This is a genomic window from Pseudomonas sp. 1176_21 (assembly GCF_052850635.1).
The window spans coordinates 151578-171829 of the sequence record NZ_VXCV01000006.1 but is presented as its reverse complement, the minus strand read 5'-3'; the positions used below and the strand labels follow the sequence as shown (position 1 = coordinate 171829).

The following is a 20252-nucleotide window of genomic DNA, read 5'->3' as shown; positions in this document are numbered from 1 at the left end:
ATTGTCATGACCGTTCGTCAACCTGACGGCCTTTGCTGACGAGCGTGCGTTTGTTCCAGGCCAAAAAAAACGGCACCTTCTCAGGTGCCGTTCCTTTAGTGGCTAGCGCCGCTGGAACTTAAATCCAGCGGGGTCAACCGTGCAGCTCTTCGGCCGCATACAAGGTGTTCTCCAGCAGGCACGCCCGGGTCATCGGCCCGACGCCGCCTGGCACCGGAGTGATCCAGCCGGCGCGGGGCAGGGCGGTCTCGTAGACCACGTCGCCCACCAGCTTGCCGTCTTCCTGGCGGTTGATGCCCACGTCGATGACGATGGCGCCTTCCTTGATCCATTCACCCTTGACCAGCCCCGGCTTGCCGGCAGCCACCACCACCAGGTCGGCGCGACCGACGTGGCCGGCCAGGTCCTTGGTGAAGCGGTGGGTCACGGTCACGGTGCAGCCGGCCAGCAGCAGCTCCATGGCCATGGGGCGGCCGACGATGTTCGAGGCGCCCACTACCACCGCATTCATGCCGTACAGGTCCTGACCGGTGCTGTGCAGCAGGGTCATGATGCCTTTGGGGGTGCACGGGCGCAGCAGCGGGATGCGCTGGGCCAGGCGGCCTACGTTATAAGGGTGGAAACCGTCCACGTCCTTGTCGGGGCGAATGCGCTCGAGCAGCAGCGAGGCATCCAGGTGCGCCGGCAGTGGCAGCTGCAGCAGGATGCCGTCGATGTCGGCGTCTTCATTTAGGCGGTCGATCAGGTCGGTCAGCGCCTGCTGGGTGGTGTCGCTGGGCAGGTCATAGGCCTGGGAGTTGAAGCCGACCTCTTCACAGTCTTTACGCTTGTGCGAAACATAGACTTGGGAGGCGGGGTCGCTGCCTACCAGGATCACTGCCAGGCCGGGGGTGCGCAGGCCTTGCTCGCGACGTTGCGCGACACGTTGGGCGATCTGCTGGCGCAGGCTGGCGGCGATCGCCTTGCCGTCGATAAGTTGTGCAGTCATGACGCGTGATTAACCATCGAGAGGGAATAAAAAGAGCGCGCATTCTCGCATGACCGGGGCGCAGGGCAAAGGCGCTTGGTCTGGCAATTCCCCTAACCCCTTAAATAAAATGAATTTTTTTCAAAAAAGTGTTGACGACTTTGCCGCTCGTCTATAACATTCATCGCACTTGTCGGGCAGAGCCTAGCACTGGTTAGCAAGGTCAGGCAGAATGAGTGGTTTTGATAGCTTGTTCGGTATGACTAAAAGTTAATTTGTAATCCTAACAGAAAGCAGATTAAATATGCGCCCGTAGCTCAGCTGGATAGAGCATCCGCCTTCTAAGCGGATGGTCGCAGGTTCGAGTCCTGCCGGGTGCGCCAATACAGGCAGCTGGCACAAGTAAAAGCAGTAAAGCAATATGGTGGGCGTAGCTCAGTTGGTAGAGCACAGGATTGTGACTCCTGTTGTCGTGGGTTCGATCCCCATCGTCCACCCCATATTCTAAAAGGCGCCCGATGAAAATCCGGCGCCTTTGCTTTAAAAGCTTCACGCGGACGTGGTGAAATTGGTAGACACACTGGATTTAGGTTCCAGCGGCGCAAGCTGTAAGAGTTCGAGTCTCTTCGTCCGCACCATAGATGCTTTCACCGCCCTTCGCTGAAGTGCGTTGAAGCCCGGAACAAGCCGCCTTGAGCGGCTTTTTTCGTTTCTGGGCTTCTACTCCTTACCCGCACCTACCGCTGCACCGCAATGCACTTGATCTCCACCAGCAACCCTGGTCGGGCGAGTTCGCTGACGCCTATGCAGGTCCATGCACAGGTGCTCCTTGGAAAGACCTTGTCCTTCACGCTCCTGAACAGCGGCATATGGCGTTGCATGTCGATGTGATAGGTCGTCATTTCGACCACGTCGTCAAACCCGCAACCGCCCGCCGCGAGCACGAGGCGAAGGTTTTCCCAGGCCGCCAGAAACTGCTGCTCCGGGTCTTCAATCACCTCCAGCTCCGGCGTTCGACCCACCTGCCCGGCGCAGTACAGGGTTCTGCCCACCTTTACCGCGGGGGCATAACCAGCACGCTCGCAAAGCAATTTCATCTCGTCGGGGACGATAATCTGGCGATCAGTCATGGGGCAGGGTCCAGGAGAGTAGGGCTATCAAGCGACGCGCCACTCTATAGAACAGAAAAGCCACCTATCAAGGTGGCTTTCGCGTTTCAGTGCCCTCGCGTCAGTGCCTGGTCGCCTTGGGCCCACCTACCGGTGACAGCTCAAGCTCCAGTCGAACGATGTTGAGGATTCTGGTGAGTGGAGCGGCTTGCTCCGCCTCCCCCAGGGCGAGGAGGTGATCGCGTTGTTCGCGAATTCTGCTGAGGCTCTCGTCGAGCTGCGCAGCGGCCAATCGGTATTTTTCCATGTGCGGTTCCTTTATCACGGCCTCCCTGCCACTCGAGTCGGCCGTTCCGTGTGCGGGTGCTGTGGCACCGTTCGTCAACGGAAGGCCCTGCAAGCATAGCGTCCTTTGCGCCGTAGGCGCGTGAACATCACGGGCAGAACTGTTCCAACATTTATCCGCGCGCATGCTGATGAATGATTTTAAAAATAATACTGATTTTCATTTCCCTTTTTGACTGCCTCACGTGACCTCTATTGCAAGACCATTGCAACGTTCCAGGGAGCTTCACGTGAAACGCATCGCGCCGACCGTAAATCCAGGCCAGCAGCCCGACAGGCACCGTGTTTTCAAGGCGGCGCAGGGCGCGCTTACTGTGCTGGCGCTTGCCGTCAGTGGTGCCAGCGTTGCAATGGCGGCGCCCATGGAGGCGCCCACCGCTCAGCACGCAGCTGTACGCAAGCATTACCAGATTGCGGCAGGCCCGCTGGCGCCCGCACTCAACCAGTTGGCGGGCGCCACCGGCGTGATGCTGACCTTTGCCCCGGAGCTGACCGACAAGCGCCAGACCCAGGGCCTGGATGGCGAGTACAACCGCAAGGAAGCCTTCGACCTGCTGCTGATGGGTACCGGGCTGCGCATCGTGCAGCTCAAGGACAAGAGCTTCGTGCTGCGCGCCGAGGAACAGAGCCGCAGCGCGCTGGAGGTGGGCCCCACGCTGGTCAACGCACTGGGCGAGCGCCCGGGCGTGATCCGCAGCAGCCGCGAAGTGCACGCCGAACGCCAGGACCTCAACAGCCTGGTGCGTTCCATGCCCGGTACCTACACCCTGCATTCGCGCAGCCAGCCCGGGGTTTCGGTGAACATCCGCGGGCTGTCGGGCCTGGGGCGGGTCAACACCATGATCGACGGCGTGACCCAGACCTTCCGCAACAACGCCGGTCACGGTTCAGGCGGGCCGATGGCCTTCGTCGACCCCAACCTGCTGGCCGGTGTCGATGTGCAGCGCGGCGCGGTGGACGGCGCCGAAGGTGCCAATACCCTGGGGGGCACCGCCAACTTCCGCACCTTCGATATCGACGACATCGTCAAGCCCGATCACCGCGTGGGTGTGCGCAGCACCTACCGCACCGGCAACAACGGTTACGGCAACACGCGCATGCTCGCCGCCGGCGCACGAACCCGTCCCGAGGATAGCGAAGGCGTGTACGGCATCGTCGCCGCCGCCAGCAGTTCGCAAACCGGCGAATACAAGACCAGCTCCGGCCAGGAAAACCACTACGACACCACCAAGCAGAGCCCGCGCTCGGGCCTGCTCAAGGTGCGCCTGCAGCCCAACGACCTGCACCGCCTGGACCTCAGCGGCGTGCAGTACCGCAACGAGTTCTACCACAACTACCCATGGGAACTGCGCAACGAAACCTACCGCGCCAAGTACGCCTACACGCCCTACAACGAATGGGTGAACCTGACGGTAAACGCCTACCAGAACAAGACCCAGCTCGATTACCCGCCGGTGGAGGAATCCACCTTCATCGGCCGCAAGACCCACGACGATGCCCACGGTTTCGACTTCACCAACCTCAGCCGTTTCAACCTCGGCCCGGTGGAAGCGAGCTGGAGCAACGGCATGCGCTACTACACCGACGACTTCGTTGCCGACACGCCGGAAAAACGCGGGGCCAACCCCGAAGGCAAGCAGCAGACCGAAAGCCTGTTCAGTACCCTGGAGCTGGACTACGACATCTATGCCATGACCCTGGGCATGCACTACGACGGCTACAAGGTCAGCGGCCACGTGCCCAAGTGCTCGATTTTGCGCGAGTGCGCGGGTATCGGCGGGGGCGATGTGGACATCACCCGCCGCGAGCACAGCTTCAACCCGCGTATCGGCTTTGCCGTAAAGCCCTATGACTGGATGCAGCTCTATACCAGCTGGTCGCGCACCTCGCGTGCACCGCGGGTGCAGGAGATGTTCTTCGAGAAGGTACCGATGACCGCCGATGCCAGCGATGCCGACGGCGTGGGGGCCAACCCCTACCTGCGCCAGGAGCGCTCCACCAACTACGAGTTCGGCTTCAATCTCAGTCGCGCCGGGCTGTTCAGCAGCAACGACTACGCCCAGCTCAAGGTCAACCGCTTCATCAGCAAGATCGACGGCTATATCACCCCGCAGTCGTTCGACATCGTCGATGACGACGGCGAATATTCGGCCAAGGCCAACTGGGTCAACTGGCCCGAGCAGGTGCGCATGAGCGGCTACGAGATCGAGGGCCGCTACGACGCAGGCTTCGTCTACGCCAACCTCTCCTGGACCCGCGCCACCACCAAGGCGCCGACCACCTCGGGCATCGAACTCGAAGACATCAACAGCCAGCCCGACCGCTACTGGACCCTCGATCTGGGCACGCGCTGGTTCGACGAGCGCGTGGTGCTCGGCGCCCGCGGCGAGTACTCCGGCCCTGCCGAAGAAAGCTGGGACTGGTACGAAACCAGGAAGACACAGTCTACCGGCGTGATCTGGGACCTTTACGGCAGCTGGCAGGTGCAGCAGAACGTCAGCCTGTTCTTCAACGTCGAGAACGTGGAGAACAAGACCTACAGCTACAACGCCTCGGTGGACTCGATCATGTCCGCCTCACTGGACCGCGGTACCGGGCGTGGGCGTACCACCTCGTTCGGCGTCACGTTCGAATACTGACCCCACAGGACCCTCTCATGTACACGAACTGCCTGCTTGGGGCGTGCCTTGCCCTGCTCGTCGGCTGCGCCACGGTCAATGCGCCGCCGGCCCAGACCGCCTATGCCCGTGTCGAAGCCAACATCCCCGGCTGGGGCGCGATCGTTGATGTGCGCAGCGGCCAGCAGATCGATGCCGGGCAATTGCTCGACGTACTGGCGCAAGCCCCCACGGTGATGGTGGGGGAGACCCACGACAACGTGGCTCATCACCTGATCGAGCAGTGGCTGGCCACCGGCCTGGCCGAGCGGCGCCAGCAAGGCGCCGTGGTGCTCGAGATGCTCGATAGCGATCAGCAGCGCCCGGTTGGCGATGTGCAGGCGTGGCTGGGCGCAGGCAACCGCGTGCGGCTGGCGCGTCTGCGCAAGATCATGCAGTGGGATGAGCGCTGGAGCTGGGAGCAATACGGCCCGTTGATGCAGGCACTGATGCAGGCCCCGGCACCGGTGCTGGCCGGCAACCTGTCTTCCCGCGAACGCAAGCAGGTGGCAGCCGACGCGCCCGCGGATGCGGCCAGCCTGTTTCCGCAAGCGGCAATCGCCGAGGTGCAGCGTCAGCGCATCGTGCAGATGCACTGTGGCGAGATCGACCTGCCGCGACTGAACGCCATGCTCGCCATTCAGCACGGTCGCGACCGGCGCATGGCCCAGGTGCTCGACGCCGCGCCGGCCCCGCGCCTGTTGTTCGCCGGTGTGCTGCACACCCTCAAGTCCCAGGGCGCGCCCCAGTACCTCAGGCATGGCGCGCGCGATCCCGGTTTGAAGGTGCTGGTGCTGGGGGAGGAGGGCCAGGCCCCAGCCGTGCAGGATGCCGACTTCGTGTGGCTGTTGCCCAGCCAGGACGGCGACGGCGTTGCGCTTGCCCCGGCGGCTGCCAGCTGCGACGCACCCTTGCAGCCAGCCCTTCACTGAACCTTTTCTGCTCACAAGGAATCCCCACATGCCTGCTATTACTGCCAGCGACCTCCGCCAACGCCTTGGGCATGACTGCCTCAGCCTCGCCCTGCCTGCCGCCGAAGTGGCGGCCCGGCTGTATCACCTTGGCCCGCTGAGGGTCATGACCCAGGCCAGTCATGCATTCCTCGACCAGGTGGGGCGCTTCCCACGGTCGGACGATGTTGCCCAGGTCGGTCTGGTGCTTGGCGAAGATGGCCTGGACCTGCGCCTGAACCTGCGCGCCTGGCACTGGCTGTGCCTCACCCGTGGCCAGGCCGCTGGTGATTTCGAGCTGAGGGTGTTCGACCGGCATGCCGCGCCGCTGTTGCGCCTGGCGTCGCTACCCGGCTCGAACCTGCAGGCGTGGGCCGAGCTGTATGCCCAGGGCAGCCTGGAGCACCCGCACTTCACACCGCGCGAGGCGCTGGTCAAACAAGATGTACAGGTCGCCGGGCTGGTCGACGACTGGGCAGCGATGGGGGATGTGCATGACCACTTCGCGCTGCTCAAGCGTCATGGCCTGACCCGCTATCAGGGCAACCAGGGCGTGGCCCCGCAGTTTGCCCGGCGTATCGGCAGCGCGGGCACTGCGGCGCTGCTCGGGCAACTGGCCGACAGCGGGCTGGAACTGATGGTCTTCATCTATAGCCCCGGCTCCACGCAGATCTACACCGGCAAGCTCGACGGCGCCACGCGGCAGGGCGACAGCCTGGTGTTCGACATGCCGGGTGACGGTGACGCCGCACCAACCCGTTTCGGCATACGTGACACTGTCGAAGCCGAAGCCTGGCGCGTGTACAAACCCAACGCGGTAGGCGGGGTCAACAGCCTGGAGATCTTCGATGCCGAGCAGCGCCTGATCGTGCAACTATTCGGGCGTCGCCCTGCCGGGCAGCCCGAACAGCCAGCCTGGCGCGAGTTGCTCGATCGGTTGGAGGCGGGGCAATGAGCGCTCGGCTGCTGAGTGTGTGCCTGCTTCTTTTAATAGGTACAGCGCCCGTGCATGCCGATCAGGCCGACACATTGGTCATCGGCAACGACCTGGCCGAGATTGCCGCGCAGTTGCAGGCCACTTCGCGGTTGGTGGGGCGTGACGATTCCAGTCACTACCCACCCGAAGTGGCTCGCCTGCCGTCGGTGGGCTATCTGCGCCAGTTGTCGTCCGAAGGCATCCTGAGCCTGCATCCGCGGCGGGTGGTGCTCAGCGATGCGGCGCGTCCGGCCGTGGTGCTGCGCCAGCTGGATACCGTGGGCGTTGAGGTCATCGAAGTGCCCAGGGGCAAGCGCATCGCCGATATCCCACGCAAGATAGAACAGGTGGCCAAGGCCTTCGACCGTGAAACCCTGAGCCCGCCGCTGGTTGCAGAGCAGCAACGTCTGGCCGCCGAGCTGGCTGCACTGGCGCCGCTCAAGGGCCCCAGGGCGCTGTTCATCTTCAATCGAGCGGGCATGATCCCGCTGATCATGGGGCGCGGCACCGAAGCCCATGCCGCACTGGAGCAGGCGGGCATCGAGAACTGCGCGCCGTTCAGTGCCTACAAGCAGGTGGCGGCCGAAGCGATGGTGTCGCTTGCACCGGATTTCGTGATCATCAGCCGCGCCGGGTTGCAGGCCCTGGGCGGCGAGGACAACCTGTGGAAGCTCGGCGGCCTGGCGCTGACCCCGGCCGGTCAGCACCGGCGCCTGGTGCAGGTGGACGATCAGGCGCTGCTCAACCTGGGCCCACGCACCGTGGCGGCCATGCTGCAACTGCGCCGTGATGCCGGGGCGCTGTTCCCATGACGCGCTCGCACACCCGCTCATTGCCCACGCTGTTGCTGATGCTGGCCGGCCTGTGCGCCTTGCTGGCGCTGTGTTCGCTGGTGGGCAGCATCGGCCTGTCGCCGCGCATCCTGCTGGGCCATCTGCCCGCGCCGCTGGAATGGCAAGTGTGGAGCGAGGTACGCCTGCCGCGGCTGCTGCTGGCGGTGCTGGTGGGCTCGACCCTGGCAGCAGGCGGCACCGCCATGCAGGGGCTGTTTCGCAACCCGCTGGCCGACCCCACGCTGCTGGGCCAGGCCAGCGGTGCGGGGTTGGCGGTGTCGATCTGGATCGTGCTGTTCAATGGGCGTTTTGCCGGCCTGGAGCTGTATGGGCAGTTTCTGGCCGGGTTTGTCGGGGCGTTGCTGGTAACGCTGGTGATCTTCCGCATCGGGCGCGGCTACAAAGGTCGTGAATCGACCATCACCCTGCTGTTGGCCGGCCTGGTGATCAATACCCTGACCGGCGCGGTGGGCGGCATGCTGACCTTCATGGCCAGCGAAGAACAGTTGCGCCAATTGAGCCTGTGGGGCATGGGCAGCCTGGGCAGTGCCGAGTGGTCGACCCTGAGCGTAGCGCTGGTGGTGTTGCCGTTGACCTTGCTGGTGCTGGTGCGCAGCGCCGCCGACCTGGACCTGTTCCAGTTGGGTGAGGTGTCTGCCCATGCGGCGGGGCTCAATGCCGAGCGCCTGAAAAATCGCATTGTGCTGGCCTCCTCGCTGGGCGTGGGCCTGTGCGTCGCACTCACCGGCATCATCGGCTTCATCGGCCTGCTGGTGCCGCACTGCCTGCGCCTGTACTTCGGGCCGGGCCACCGTCTGCTGATTCCGGCCTCGATGCTGTGCGGGGCGATTCTGCTGCTGCTTGCCGACACCCTGGCGCGCAGCCTGGTCAGCCCTGCCGAGATTCCGGTCGGCCTGGTCACCAGCGTGATCGGCGGGCCGTACTTTCTCTGGTTGTTGCTGGGCCGCAAGGTCCGGGAGTTCTGAATGCTCGATCTTCTCGCTGTCGGCCTGCATCGGCCATTTGCCCTCAGCCCGGTCACCGAGGCCATACAGGGCGGCCAGCTACTGGGGCTGATCGGCCCCAACGGCGCAGGCAAAAGCACATTGTTGTCGCTGATCTCCGGCTATATCACGCCCGACTGCGGCGAAGTGCGGCTGCTCGATCAGCCGTTGAGCGCCTATTCGCCGCGCCAGCTGGCGCGCAACCGCGCCCTGGTCACCCAGCACATGGACAGTGCGTTCGACTGGCAGGTCGGCGAATTCATCCAGCTGGGCCAGGGGCATGCGGGGTTGCCGTGCGCCGGCATCGTCGAGGCCATGGACATCACTCATCTGCTCGACCGCGGTGTGCTGTCGCTGTCGGGCGGCGAGTTGCAGCGGGTGACCATCGCCCGCGCGCTGAACCAGTTGGCCATCAGCCCTGCGGGCCCCACCGAGGGCCAGGCGCCGCGCCTGCTGCTGCTCGACGAGCCCACCAGCGCGCTGGATATCGGCCAGCAGCAGAATCTGATGCGCCTGTTGCGCCGGCTGGCCCGCCTGCCACATATCGCGGTGGTGTGCGTGCTGCATGACCTCAACCTGGCGGCGCGCTACTGCGACCGGCTGTGGCTGATGGAAAAGGGCCGGTTGTGCGCCAGCGGGACCCCCGCGCAGGTACTGAATGCACATACCATCGAGACGGTGTTCGGGGCTCAGGTCAGTGTAACGGCGGGGCCCGGCCACGCGGTGGGCATCGAGCTGGCGTGCTGAGTGGCCAGTTCCCTCAGCGGGCGCTGACCGTGACCCAGTAGCGTGAGCGCCGGTTGATGCTGACCGGCAGCGACTGGGTCAGCGCGTCGAGTACCGCATCGCTGTCGGCCAGCGGGTAGACCCCCGAGATGCGCAGGTCGGCCACTTCACTGGTGCAGCGCAACAGGCCGGGGCGATAGCGCGACAGTTCGGCAATGAAGTGCCCCAGGCGCATGTCGTCGGCCTCCAGTGCACCTACGCCCCATGAAGGCTCGCGGCCCACCCGGGTGCTGTCGTCGATGCGCATGGCAGTAAAGCGTGTGCGCTCACCGGCACTGAGCCGCTGTGGCGTGGTGTGCAGCGGGCTGAGTTTCAGCGCGCCTTCGAACAGTTGCACATCGGTGCGCTCGGGCTGCACCTGCACCACGAACCGGGTGCCCAGCGCGAGGACGCTGCCCTGGGCGGTCTTCACGCTGAAGGGGCGCTGCGCGTCATCATGCCCGGTACTGATCAGCAGCCGCCCACTGCGCAGGTGCAGGGTGCGCTGGGTGGGGGTGAAGTCCACCTCCACCGTGCTGTCGGCATCCAGGGTCAGTTGGCTGCCATCGGCCAGGGTGATGTGTCGAGGGGCGCTGGCGCCATTGTGGTAGGCCAGGCCCGCACCGCTGCGCCAGGGCTCGCGGTAGGCCAGGCCGCCGGTGCCGCCGGCCAGGGCAAGCAGCAGCAATGCCTTGACCACCCGCCGACGACTGCTGCCGCCGTGACTGAGGCTGCGGTAGCCGGCGGTGGGCTCCAGCCCGGCCAGGCGACCGCGCAGGCTTTCTATGTGCAGCCAGGCGCGTTCGTTGTCCGGGTCGGCGGCGCGCCAGCGTGCAAAGGCCTGGGCCTGCTCGGGCGGCAGGTCGCCGTCCATCCACAGGGTCAGCCAGTGGGCAGCCTCACGGGTGGTGCGGGGCTTGAAGGCCGGTTGCGGTGTGCTCATGGCAGTTGCGCAAAAAAACAGTGCTGGTTGGCGCGCACCAGGTACAGCTTCACCGAGCGTGTGCTGACTTGCAGGCGCTCGGCGATCTCGGCGATTTTCAGACCCTGCAGGTGCGACAGCAGAAACGCTTCGCGGACCTTGGCCGGCAGTTCGTCGAGCAGCCTGTCCAGCAGGGTCAGGGCTTCAAGGGCCAGGGTGCGCACCTCGGGCGAGGGCTCCACGGCTTCGGGCAGGTTGGCCAGGGCTTCGAGATAGGCCTGCTCCACCAGTCGGCGCCGGTGTACGTTCGCCATCAGGCGCCGCGCCACGGTGGACAGGAACGAGCGCGGCTCGCGGATGCTGAACAGGTCCTTGGAGGCCAGGATGCTCAGGAACGTGTCCTGGGCCAGGTCAGCCGCCGACTCCGGGCAACCCATTCGGTTGCGCAGCCATTGGCGTAGCCAGCGATGGTGATCGGTGTACAGCGTCTGCAGGTACGCATGGGCGCTGGCAGGGGCGTGTGGGCTGGATTCCATCGAGTGCGATCGGTGCAGGGCTGATGAGGCTGCGGAGTATAACGAGATTATTTCTCAAATGATAATTGTTATTGTTAGTGGGTTGTGGCCGCCAAACCGGCTCCTGCAGGAGCCGGCATGGCCGGCGAAGGCAGCACCGCCGTCTACAGAGCAAAAATCCACGGCACCATCAGCACGCTCACAATCATCACCAGGATCGTGAACGGTACCCCCACCTTCACAAAGTCGGCGAAGCGATACTGCCCCGGCCCCAGCACCAGGGTGTTCACCGGCGACGACACCGGCGTCATGAACGCGGCGGATGCGGCCAGCGCCACGATCATGGCGAACGGGTAGGGCGATGCGCCCAGTTGCTGTGCGGTGGTGATCGCAACCGGCGCCATCAGTACCGCTGTTGCGGTGTTGGAAATGAACAGCCCGATCAGCGCCGTGATCGCAAACAGCGTGGCGAGGATCACGTAGGGCCCTGCACTGCCCAGCACGCCCACCAGGCCGTCCACCGCCAGGGCGATGCCTCCGGTTTTCTGCAACGCCAGGGCAAAGGGCAGCATGCCCACGATCAGTATCAGGCTCTGCCAGTGGATCGCCCGGTAGGCGCTCTCCATGTCGATGCAGCGGCTGGCGCCCATCAGCAGGCAGCCGATCAGCGCGGCGATCACGTTGGGCACCAGGCCGCTGATCATCAGGCCCACCATCACCGCCAGGCTGATCAGCGCATAAGGCGCCTGATTCAGGGCCGGGGCCACGTTGTCCACTTCCGCCGGCAGGCTCAGCACCAGAAAGTCCCGCGGTTGCGTCTGCAGCTGGCGAATCGCCTTCCAGGTGCCGATCACCAGCAGGGTGTCGCCCAGCTTGAGCTTTTCTTCCACCAGTTGCTCGTCGATGGCCGCCTGGTCGCGGCGCAGGCCCACCACGTTCAGCCCCCAGCGGCTGCGGAACGTCAGCTCCAGCAGGTTCTTGCCGATCAACTGCGAGCCCGGTGGCAGCGCCACTTCGGCCATGCCCACTTCGCGCGACTGGTCGATGAAGTAGGCGGCCTTGAAGTGCAGAGGCTCCAGGCGCATGGTCTGGCACAGGCTGCGCAGGTCGTCCTTGGGCGAGAACAGGTCAAGCAGCAGCACGTCGCCTTCGTGCACCAGGGTACTGGAGTCGGGGCTGATCACGCGGGTGCTGAACTTGTGCTGGCGCTCGATGCCGACCACGTTGGCACCGTGCTCGGTGCGCAGCTTCAGCTCGCTCAGGCTGTGGCCGATCAGCGGCGAATGGGGCCTGACCCGCAGGCGTCGTTCACGCCCGGCCAGCTTGTAGTCGATGATCAGGTCGAGCAGGGTGCGGCGGGTTTCGGTGCTGCCGTCCTTGCGCGTCGCGCTGCCCAGCCAGTTGCGCGTCAGCAGCATGTAGCCCACCCCCAGCACCAGGATCACCAGGCCGAAAGGGGTGAAGCTGAAAAAGCTGAAACCGGTTTCACCGTGGCGTACCAGCTCGCTGTGCACCACCACGTTGGGAGGCGTGGCCACCAGGCTGAGCATGCCGCTGATCAGCCCGGCGAAGGCCAGTGGCATCATCAGGCGGCTGGGCGACACCTTCATGCGTGCGGCGATGCTCAGCACTACCGGAATGAAGATCGCCACCACGCCGGTCGAACTCATCACCGAGCCTAGGCCTGCCACCGACACCATCAGCAGCACGATCAGGCGAGTTTCGCTGTTGCCGGCGCGTTCGGCCATCCACTCGCCGATGCGGTAGGCGATGCCGGTGCGCACCAGCCCTTCGCCGATCACGAACAGCGCGGCAATCAGCACCACGTTGGGGTCGCTGAAGCCGGCCAGGGCTTCCTGCACGCTCAGGATGCCGAGCAGGGGCAGGGCGACGATCACCAGCAGCGCCACCACGTCCATGCGCGGGCGATTGATGACAAACAGCGCGACGGCGCTGAACAGCAGGCCAAGGACCCAGAACAATTCGTGATTCATGCAGGTATCCGAAAAGAAGACGCCGGTGAGTCTGGCAGAAACCGGGCGGCCGTTTGTTGATTTGCTGCAGCGCTTGGGTGGCACAGGGCCAGATGTTAAGGTGCGCGGCATTCTGCTGTTCACCTGTCGCCGATGTCACCCTGGCTAGTGACAAATAAGCCAAAGCTGATAGATTTCAGGCGGTTGAAGCAGTGGCCGGGTTATCGGCCGCAGGAAGGAATGCACCATGATTGCAAAAGAATCACGCCAGGCGGTCGCGCTAGAGCGATTTGCCCAGGCAAACCCGCAGTTGCTCGAAGAGATAGCCGGGCTCAATGCCCACGAGCAACAGCAGCAGATCCAGTGGGCGTTCGATGACCAGGCGCAGGAGCGTGGCCTTCAATCCTGGGAATTGACCCTGGAGTTGATTGCCGAGTCGCCCGAACAACTGCGCGAGATGCGTCTTGAAGTGCACCGCGAAGTGGCCGAGACATTGGGCCTGAGCTGGCAGGAATACTGCGAGTTCAACGAAATTGAAGATGCTGCGCCCTGAGGCGCGGTAGTGTGTTGAAAAGTTTCTGTTCCATAGCCTCCACTGGGCATCGGGATGCCCGCCGGTCAGGCCGCAACGCCTTCAACGGCGGGTTCCGGCGCCCGGGCAAGAGGCTTCGGGGCAGTTGTGCGAAATTCAAATGTGCCGCGGCCTGTTCTCCTTGATTTGAACGGGGTGACTTCTGGTGTTTGAGTCACTAGAATGCTTGCCCTTGATTCTGGAGTCGGTATCGCCGGCTAACGTCTGTGCAACGAGGAATATCCATGCAAGTTTCTGTTGAAAATACTTCCGCTCTCGAGCGCCGCATGAGCGTCACCGTGCCGGCTGAGCGTATCGAGAGCCAGGTCAACAAGCGTCTGCAGCAGACCGCCCAAAAGGCCAAGATCGCTGGCTTCCGTCCAGGCAAAGTTCCAATGAGCGAAATCAAGCGCCGTTTCGGTGCTGACGCTCGCCAGGAAGCAGTAGGCGATGTGATCCAGTCCTCCTTCTACGAAGCCGTGGTCGAGCAGAAGCTGAACCCGGCCGGTTCGCCGTCGATCGAGCCGAAGTCGCTCGAAGCGGGCAAGGACCTGGAATACGTTGCCGTCTTCGAAGTGTTCCCTGAGTTCACCGTTGCCGGTTTCGAGTCGATCAACGTCGAGCGCCTGAGCGCCGAAGTGGCTGACGCCGACCTGGACAACATGCTGGAAGTGCTGCGCAAGCAGAACGTTCGCTTTGAAGCGACCGATCGTGCTGCCCAGAACGAAGACCAGCTGAACATCGATTTCGTCGGCAAGGTCGACGGTGAAGTGTTCGCCGGTGGTTCGGCCCAGGGCACCCAGCTGGTGCTGGGTTCCGGCCGCATGATCCCAGGCTTCGAAGAAGGTCTGGTCGGCGCCAAGGCCGGTGAAGAGCGCGTTCTGAACCTGACCTTCCCCGAGGACTATCAGAACCTGGACCTGGCTGGCAAAGCCGCCGAGTTCACCGTTACCGTCAACAGCGTTTCCGAGCCAAAACTGCCTGAGCTGACCGAAGAGTTCTTCGCCCAGTTCGGCATCAAGGAAACCGGCATCGAAGGCTTCCGCACCGAAGTTCGCAAGAACATGGAGCGTGAACTGCGCCAGGCCATCAAGACCAAGGTCAAGAACCAGGTAATGGACGGCCTGCTGGCTGCCAACCCGATCGAAGTGCCAAAGGCCCTGCTGGAAAACGAAGTGAACCGTCTGCGCGTGCAGGCCGTTCAGCAGTTCGGTGGCAACATCAAGCCTGAGCAACTGCCGGCCGAGCTGTTCGAAGAGCAAGCCAAGCGCCGCGTCGTGCTGGGCCTGATCGTCGCCGAAGTGGTCAAGCAGTTCGACCTCAAGCCAGACGAAGACCGCGTTCGCGAAATGATCCAGGAAATGGCCTCGGCCTACCAGGAGCCTGAGCAAGTCGTGGCCTGGTACTACAAGAACGACCAGCAGCTGAACGAAGTCCGTTCGGTTGTGCTGGAAGAACAAGTTGTGGATACTGTTCTGCAGAAAGCGACTGTGACCGACAAATCGGTCTCTTACGAAGAAGCTGTCAAGCCGGTGCAGGCACCTGCCGCTGACTGATTTCCTTCTCTTGTAGGAAAACACCACAAGCCAGCCTTCGAGCTGGCTTGTGCGTATTCAAGACATGACTATTTGGGAGTGAGTGCAGGACATGTCCCGCAATTCTTATTATCAGCAGAGCTCTGACATCCAGGCCGCAGGCGGCCTGGTCCCGATGGTTATCGAGCAATCCGCTCGTGGCGAACGCGCCTATGACATCTACTCGCGCCTGTTGAAGGAGCGGGTGATCTTTCTGGTCGGCCCGGTAGAGGACTACATGGCCAACCTGATCGCAGCGCAATTGCTGTTCCTTGAAGCGGAAAACCCGGACAAGGACATCCATCTCTACATCAACTCGCCGGGTGGTTCGGTGACAGCAGGCATGTCGATCTACGACACCATGCAGTTCATCAAGCCCGACGTTTCCACCACCTGCATCGGCCAGGCGTGCTCCATGGGCGCGTTCCTGCTGGCTGCCGGTGCCCATGGCAAGCGTTTCTGCCTGCCGAACTCGCGGGTGATGATTCACCAGCCGCTGGGTGGCTTCCAGGGTCAGGCCTCGGATATCGAGATCCACGCCAAGGAAATCCTGCAGATCCGTTCGCGTCTGAACGAGCTGCTGGCCCATCACACCGGGCAGGACCTCGAAACCATCGAGCGTGACACCAACCGCGACAACTTCATGAGCGCCGAGCGTGCTGCCGAATACGGCCTGATCGACTCGGTGCTCCACAAGCGGCCTGTTTGATAGGCAGCCAAGCGGGTGGCCGGGCCTTCCCGCCACCTGTGGACTTGAAAAAGCCCGCAATTGCCTTCATCTTGTGTTGCAAGCCTACCGGATTGGATCGATCGAATGACTGACACCCGTAACGGCGAGGACAACGGCAAATTGCTCTATTGCTCCTTCTGCGGCAAAAGCCAGCATGAAGTACGCAAGTTGATTGCCGGCCCCTCGGTCTTTATCTGCGACGAGTGCGTCGACCTGTGCAACGACATCATCCGTGAGGAGGTGCAGGAAGCCCAGGCCGAGAGCAGCGCGCATAAATTGCCTTCGCCGAAAGAAATCAGCGGCATCCTGGACCAGTACGTCATTGGTCAGGAGCGCGCGAAAAAAGTCTTGGCCGTAGCGGTGTACAACCACTACAAGCGCCTGAACCAACGTGACAAGAAGAACGACGATGTCGAGCTCGGCAAGAGCAACATCCTGCTGATCGGACCGACGGGCTCGGGTAAGACCCTGCTCGCCGAAACCCTCGCGCGTCTGTTGAATGTGCCGTTCACCATTGCCGATGCCACCACGCTGACCGAAGCGGGTTATGTCGGTGAAGATGTCGAGAACATCATTCAGAAACTGCTGCAGAAGTGCGACTACGACGTGGAAAAGGCCCAGATGGGCATTGTCTACATCGACGAAATCGACAAGATCTCGCGCAAGTCGGACAACCCGTCCATCACCCGTGACGTTTCGGGCGAAGGCGTGCAGCAGGCATTGCTCAAGCTGATCGAGGGCACGGTTGCCTCGGTACCGCCGCAAGGTGGCCGCAAGCACCCGCAGCAGGAGTTCCTGCAGGTCGATACGCGCAACATCCTGTTCATTTGCGGCGGTGCGTTCTCGGGCCTCGAAAAGGTCATCCAGAACCGTTCCACCCGCGGTGGCATCGGCTTTGGTGCGGAAGTTCGCAGCAAGGAAGAAGGCAAGAAGGTTGGTGAGTCGCTGCGTGAAGTCGAGCCGGACGATCTGGTCAAGTTTGGCCTGATTCCCGAGTTCGTCGGCCGCCTGCCGGTACTGGCAACCCTCGACGAGCTCGACGAGGCTGCGCTGATGCAGATCCTCACCGAGCCGAAGAACGCCTTGACCAAGCAATACGGCAAGCTGTTCGAGATGGAAGGCGTCGACCTGGAGTTCCGCAGCGATGCGCTCAAGTCGGTGGCCCGCAAGGCACTGGAGCGCAAGACCGGTGCCCGTGGCCTGCGTTCGATTCTCGAAGGCATCCTGCTCGACACCATGTACGAGATTCCTTCGCAGAAGGATGTCAGCAAGGTGGTGATCGACGAGAGCGTCATCGATGGCTCGTCCAAGCCGCTGTTGATCTACGAGAACAGCGAGCCGCAAGCCAAGGCTGCACCCGACGCCTGAGTCGGGTGACGGCAGCAAACCAGCAAGGGGCCTACGGGCCCCTTTGCTTTTCCTGTCGCAGAGCTTGTTTTTTTGCGGGCCTGCCCCCACATTAACTCCATGCTCAAATTTCCATCGGATTACGGCCATAAGGCCGCTGTAGAGGCGAAATCATGAAGACAACCCTCGACTTGCCTCTTTTGCCATTGCGCGATGTCGTCGTTTACCCGCACATGGTCATCCCGCTGTTCGTGGGGCGTGAAAAGTCCATCGAGGCCCTCGAGGCCGCGATGACGGGCGAGAAGCAGATCCTCCTGCTGGCCCAGAAGAATCCAGCTGATGACGATCCAGGTGAAGATGCCCTGTACCGTGTCGGCACCATCGCAACCGTACTGCAACTGCTCAAACTGCCCGATGGCACCGTCAAGGTGCTGGTCGAGGGCGAGCAGCGCGGTGCGGTTGAGCGCTTTGTCGAAGTCGACGGGCATATTCGCGCCGATGTGGCGCTGATCGACGAAGTCGAGGCCGCCGATCGCGAGTCCGAAGTCTTCGTGCGCAGCCTGCTGTCGCAATTCGAACAGTATGTGCAGCTGGGCAAGAAGGTCCCCGCTGAAGTCCTCTCGTCGCTCAACAGCATCGACGAGCCGGGCCGCCTGGTCGACACCATGGCCGCCCACATGGCCCTGAAGATCGAGCAGAAGCAGGAAATTCTCGAAATCATCGACCTGGGCGCCCGGGTCGAGCACGTCCTGGCCTTGCTGGATGCCGAAATCGACCTGTTGCAGGTCGAGAAGCGCATCCGTGGTCGGGTCAAGAAGCAGATGGAGCGCAGCCAGCGCGAGTACTACCTGAATGAGCAGATGAAGGCCATTCAGAAAGAGCTCGGCGACAGCGACGAAGGCCACAACGAAGTCGAAGAGCTGAAAAAGCGCCTCGACGCTGCCGGCCTGCCCAAGGATGCCTACGCCAAGGCCCAGGCCGAGCTGAACAAGCTCAAGCAGATGTCGCCGATGTCGGCTGAAGCCACCGTGGTGCGCTCGTACCTCGACTGGCTGGTGCAGGTGCCGTGGAAGGCGCAGAGCAAGGTGCGCCTTGACCTGGCCAAGGCCGAAGAGATCCTGGATGCCGACCACTATGGCCTGGACGAGGTCAAGGAACGCATCCTCGAATACCTCGCCGTGCAAAAGCGCGTGAAGAAGATCCGCGGCCCGGTACTGTGCCTGGTCGGCCCGCCGGGTGTGGGCAAGACCTCCCTGGCCGAATCCATTGCCAGCGCCACCAATCGCAAGTTCGTGCGCATGGCCCTGGGTGGCGTGCGTGACGAGGCAGAAATTCGCGGTCACCGCCGTACCTACATCGGTTCGATGCCAGGTCGCCTGATCCAGAAGATGACCAAGGTGGGTGTGCGCAACCCGCTGTTCCTGCTCGATGAAATCGACAAGATGGGCAGCGACATGCGTGGCGACCCGGCCTCGGCACTGCTCGAAGTGCTCGACCCCGAGCAGAACCACAACTTCAACGATCACTATCTGGAGGTCGATTACGACCTGTCGGACGTGATGTTCCTGTGCACCTCCAACTCGATGAATATCCCGCCGGCGCTGCTCGACCGGATGGAAGTGATTCGTCTGCCGGGGTACACCGAAGACGAGAAGATCAACATTGCGGTCAAGTACCTCTCGCCCAAGCAGATCAAGGCCAACGGCCTGAAGAAGGGCGAGCTGGAGATCGACACTGCCGCCATCCGCGACATCATCCGCTACTACACTCGCGAAGCCGGTGTGCGGGGCCTGGAGCGCCAGATCGCCAAGATCTGCCGCAAGGTCGTCAAGGAACATGCCGGGCTCAAGCAGGTGGCCGTCAAGGTCGATGGTGACAACCTCGAGCATTACCTGGGCGTTCGCAAGTTCCGCTACGGCCTGGCCGAGCAGCAGGACCAGGTAGGGCAGGTAACCGGCCTGGCGTGGACCCAGGTGGGCGGCGAGCTGCTGACCATCGAGGCCGCGGTGATTCCGGGCAAGGGTCAACTGATCAAGACCGGTTCGCTGGGCGATGTGATGGTCGAGTCGATCACTGCCGCGCAGACCGTGGTGCGCAGCCGTGCACGCAGCCTGGGGATCCCGGCCGACTTCCACGAGAAGCGCGACACCCACATTCACATGCCGGAAGGGGCTACCCCCAAGGACGGCCCAAGCGCTGGCATCGGCATGTGCACTGCACTGGTGTCGGCCCTGACCGGGATTCCGGTGCGCGCCGATGTGGCCATGACCGGGGAAATCACCCTGCGTGGCCAGGTGCTGGCCATTGGCGGTTTGAAGGAAAAACTGCTGGCAGCACACCGCGGCGGGATCAAGACCGTGATCATTCCAGAAGAGAATGTGCGCGACCTGAAGGAAATTCCTGACAATATTAAACAGGATCTTCAGATTAAACCTGTCAAATGGATTGACGAAGTCCTCCAAATTGCGCTGCAATACGCCCCGGAGCCCTTGCCAGATGTGGCTCCCGAGATTGTCGCCAAGGATGAAAAGCGCGACAGCGATTCCAAGGAACGAATCAGTACCCATTAGTACGTATTTGGCTGGGGGGCCTCCACGACGTTAATTCGGGCCCTTGTTATAAAGCGGCGCCCACTTGTCGGTGGGCCACCCGGCAATCGTTTTGCTTTTCATTACATACTTAGAAACAAACTCAAATAGAGATAAGGGGACTTAGAGTGAACAAGTCGGAACTGATTGACGCTATTGCCGCATCTGCTGATATCCCGAAAGCTGCTGCCGGCCGTGCGCTGGACGCAGTCATCGAATCCGTCACCGGCGCCCTGAAAGCCGGTGATTCCGTGGTGCTGGTCGGTTTCGGTACCTTCTCGGTAACCGATCGTCCTGCCCGTACCGGTCGCAACCCGCAAACCGGCAAGACTCTGGAAATTCCTGCTGCCAAGAAGCCAGGCTTCAAGGCCGGCAAAGCACTGAAAGAAGCCGTCAACTAAGGCGTCTCTTTCAGGCTTCGCCTAA

General features: G+C 62.7%; 18 protein-coding genes and 3 tRNA genes. 15 read left to right on the top strand and 6 right to left on the bottom strand.

The genetic code is table 11. The features are described 5' to 3' along the window. Window positions 1-133: 133 nt before the first annotated feature. On the bottom strand, window positions 134-988 hold the full coding sequence (gene folD / locus FW760_RS16150) for a bifunctional methylenetetrahydrofolate dehydrogenase/methenyltetrahydrofolate cyclohydrolase FolD (RefSeq protein WP_054915292.1): 855 nt from the start codon (window positions 986-988) through the stop codon (window positions 134-136). A 285-nt stretch (window positions 989-1273) separates the two neighbouring features. On the opposite strand from folD, the gene FW760_RS16145 reads away from it, so the two are divergent. The 3 genes from FW760_RS16145 (at window position 1274) to FW760_RS16135 (ending at window position 1605) form a co-directional block, all read left to right on the top strand. Further along, window positions 1274-1350, top strand: a tRNA-Arg gene (locus FW760_RS16145). Between the two features lie 41 nt (window positions 1351-1391). Next, window positions 1392-1467: transfer RNA gene (locus tag FW760_RS16140), tRNA-His, on the top strand. Between the two features lie 53 nt (window positions 1468-1520). Beyond that, window positions 1521-1605: transfer RNA gene (locus tag FW760_RS16135), tRNA-Leu, on the top strand. A 99-nt stretch (window positions 1606-1704) separates the two neighbouring features. On the opposite strand, the gene FW760_RS16130 is transcribed toward FW760_RS16135, so the two are convergent. Both FW760_RS16130 and FW760_RS16125 read right to left on the bottom strand, forming a co-directional pair. Continuing rightward, window positions 1705-2097, bottom strand: coding sequence for a RidA family protein (locus tag FW760_RS16130; RefSeq protein WP_446443881.1), 393 nt, complete (start codon window positions 2095-2097; stop codon window positions 1705-1707). A gap of 100 nt (window positions 2098-2197) precedes the next feature. Then, window positions 2198-2383: a hypothetical protein gene (locus FW760_RS16125; RefSeq protein WP_054915290.1), complete on the bottom strand. Its 186-nt coding sequence runs from the start codon at window positions 2381-2383 to the stop codon at window positions 2198-2200. A 268-nt stretch (window positions 2384-2651) separates the two neighbouring features. On the opposite strand from FW760_RS16125, the gene FW760_RS16120 reads away from it, so the two are divergent. The 6 genes from FW760_RS16120 to FW760_RS16095 are packed head-to-tail and all read left to right on the top strand — an operon-like array spanning window position 2652 to window position 9588. Further along, window positions 2652-5060, top strand: a complete 2409-nt coding sequence (locus FW760_RS16120) for a TonB-dependent receptor domain-containing protein (protein ID WP_446443880.1) — start codon at window positions 2652-2654, stop codon at window positions 5058-5060. 17 nt (window positions 5061-5077) lie between these two features. Beyond that, on the top strand, window positions 5078-6010 hold the full coding sequence (locus FW760_RS16115) for a ChaN family lipoprotein (RefSeq protein ID WP_258659429.1): 933 nt from the start codon (window positions 5078-5080) through the stop codon (window positions 6008-6010). A 28-nt stretch (window positions 6011-6038) separates the two neighbouring features. Beyond that, the gene (locus FW760_RS16110; protein WP_213605994.1) at window positions 6039-6983 is read left to right on the top strand and encodes a ChuX/HutX family heme-like substrate-binding protein; all 945 of its coding nucleotides are present in this window, start codon (window positions 6039-6041) and stop codon (window positions 6981-6983) included. A 50-nt stretch (window positions 6984-7033) separates the two neighbouring features. Next, on the top strand, window positions 7034-7816 hold the full coding sequence (locus FW760_RS16105; protein WP_052504327.1) for a heme/hemin ABC transporter substrate-binding protein: 783 nt from the start codon (window positions 7034-7036) through the stop codon (window positions 7814-7816). Beyond that, a complete protein-coding gene (locus FW760_RS16100; protein ID WP_054915286.1) occupies window positions 7813-8823 on the top strand; it encodes a FecCD family ABC transporter permease in 1011 nt (336 codons plus the stop codon). Before FW760_RS16105 ends, FW760_RS16100 begins: the two co-directional genes overlap by 4 nt. Further along, window positions 8824-9588: an ATP-binding cassette domain-containing protein gene (locus FW760_RS16095; RefSeq protein WP_043864499.1), complete on the top strand. Its 765-nt coding sequence runs from the start codon at window positions 8824-8826 to the stop codon at window positions 9586-9588. A gap of 13 nt (window positions 9589-9601) precedes the next feature. Here FW760_RS16095 and FW760_RS16090 read toward each other — a convergent pair whose 3' ends face one another. The 3 genes from FW760_RS16090 to FW760_RS16080 all read right to left on the bottom strand — a co-directional run bounded on the left by FW760_RS16090 (window position 9602) and on the right by FW760_RS16080 (window position 13037). Continuing rightward, complete coding sequence (locus FW760_RS16090) at window positions 9602-10549, bottom strand: FecR domain-containing protein (RefSeq protein ID WP_058541307.1); 948 nt, start codon at window positions 10547-10549, stop codon at window positions 9602-9604. After that, window positions 10546-11064 carry a sigma-70 family RNA polymerase sigma factor gene (locus FW760_RS16085; RefSeq protein WP_043864497.1) on the bottom strand — a complete coding sequence of 173 codons (519 nt, stop codon included), beginning with the start codon at window positions 11062-11064 and terminating at the stop codon, window positions 10546-10548. Before FW760_RS16085 ends, FW760_RS16090 begins: the two co-directional genes overlap by 4 nt. Window positions 11065-11207: 143 nt before the next feature. Next, a complete protein-coding gene (locus FW760_RS16080; protein WP_446443879.1) occupies window positions 11208-13037 on the bottom strand; it encodes an SLC13 family permease in 1830 nt (609 codons plus the stop codon). 226 nt (window positions 13038-13263) lie between these two features. Between FW760_RS16080 and FW760_RS16075 the strand changes: the two genes are divergently transcribed. The 6 genes from FW760_RS16075 to FW760_RS16050 all read left to right on the top strand — a co-directional run bounded on the left by FW760_RS16075 (window position 13264) and on the right by FW760_RS16050 (window position 20227). After that, window positions 13264-13569: a DUF6388 family protein gene (locus FW760_RS16075; protein WP_229589432.1), complete on the top strand. Its 306-nt coding sequence runs from the start codon at window positions 13264-13266 to the stop codon at window positions 13567-13569. 263 nt (window positions 13570-13832) lie between these two features. Further along, window positions 13833-15143 (top strand): trigger factor, encoded by a 1311-nt coding sequence (gene tig / locus FW760_RS16070; protein ID WP_043864494.1) that lies wholly within the window; start codon window positions 13833-13835, stop codon window positions 15141-15143. A gap of 91 nt (window positions 15144-15234) precedes the next feature. Further along, window positions 15235-15870 (top strand): ATP-dependent Clp endopeptidase proteolytic subunit ClpP, encoded by a 636-nt coding sequence (gene clpP, locus FW760_RS16065; protein ID WP_043864493.1) that lies wholly within the window; start codon window positions 15235-15237, stop codon window positions 15868-15870. Window positions 15871-15975: 105 nt separating this feature from the next. Beyond that, a complete protein-coding gene (clpX, locus tag FW760_RS16060; protein ID WP_043864492.1) occupies window positions 15976-17259 on the top strand; it encodes an ATP-dependent Clp protease ATP-binding subunit ClpX in 1284 nt (427 codons plus the stop codon). 152 nt (window positions 17260-17411) lie between these two features. After that, on the top strand, window positions 17412-19808 hold the full coding sequence (lon, locus tag FW760_RS16055; protein ID WP_043864491.1) for an endopeptidase La: 2397 nt from the start codon (window positions 17412-17414) through the stop codon (window positions 19806-19808). 146 nt (window positions 19809-19954) lie between these two features. After that, entirely contained in the window at window positions 19955-20227 is a 273-nt protein-coding gene (locus FW760_RS16050) for an HU family DNA-binding protein (RefSeq protein WP_003183171.1), read from the top strand. Window positions 20228-20252: the final 25 nt, after the last annotated feature.

Coding starts and splice junctions, on each gene's coding strand:
- clpP (WP_043864493.1), top strand. CDS start 15,235: ATGTCCCGCAATTCTTATTATCAGCAGAGCTCTGACATCCAGGCCGCA.
- FW760_RS16095 (WP_043864499.1), top strand. CDS start 8,824: ATGCTCGATCTTCTCGCTGTCGGCCTGCATCGGCCATTTGCCCTCAGC.
- FW760_RS16075 (WP_229589432.1), top strand. CDS start 13,264: ATGATTGCAAAAGAATCACGCCAGGCGGTCGCGCTAGAGCGATTTGCC.
- tig (WP_043864494.1), top strand. CDS start 13,833: ATGCAAGTTTCTGTTGAAAATACTTCCGCTCTCGAGCGCCGCATGAGC.
- FW760_RS16080 (WP_446443879.1), bottom strand. CDS start 13,037: ATGAATCACGAATTGTTCTGGGTCCTTGGCCTGCTGTTCAGCGCCGTC.
- FW760_RS16085 (WP_043864497.1), bottom strand. CDS start 11,064: ATGGAATCCAGCCCACACGCCCCTGCCAGCGCCCATGCGTACCTGCAG.
- FW760_RS16110 (WP_213605994.1), top strand. CDS start 6,039: ATGCCTGCTATTACTGCCAGCGACCTCCGCCAACGCCTTGGGCATGAC.
- FW760_RS16115 (WP_258659429.1), top strand. CDS start 5,078: ATGTACACGAACTGCCTGCTTGGGGCGTGCCTTGCCCTGCTCGTCGGC.
- FW760_RS16090 (WP_058541307.1), bottom strand. CDS start 10,549: ATGAGCACACCGCAACCGGCCTTCAAGCCCCGCACCACCCGTGAGGCT.
- lon (WP_043864491.1), top strand. CDS start 17,412: ATGAAGACAACCCTCGACTTGCCTCTTTTGCCATTGCGCGATGTCGTC.
- folD (WP_054915292.1), bottom strand. CDS start 988: ATGACTGCACAACTTATCGACGGCAAGGCGATCGCCGCCAGCCTGCGC.
- FW760_RS16125 (WP_054915290.1), bottom strand. CDS start 2,383: ATGGAAAAATACCGATTGGCCGCTGCGCAGCTCGACGAGAGCCTCAGC.
- clpX (WP_043864492.1), top strand. CDS start 15,976: ATGACTGACACCCGTAACGGCGAGGACAACGGCAAATTGCTCTATTGC.
- FW760_RS16100 (WP_054915286.1), top strand. CDS start 7,813: ATGACGCGCTCGCACACCCGCTCATTGCCCACGCTGTTGCTGATGCTG.
- FW760_RS16130 (WP_446443881.1), bottom strand. CDS start 2,097: ATGACTGATCGCCAGATTATCGTCCCCGACGAGATGAAATTGCTTTGC.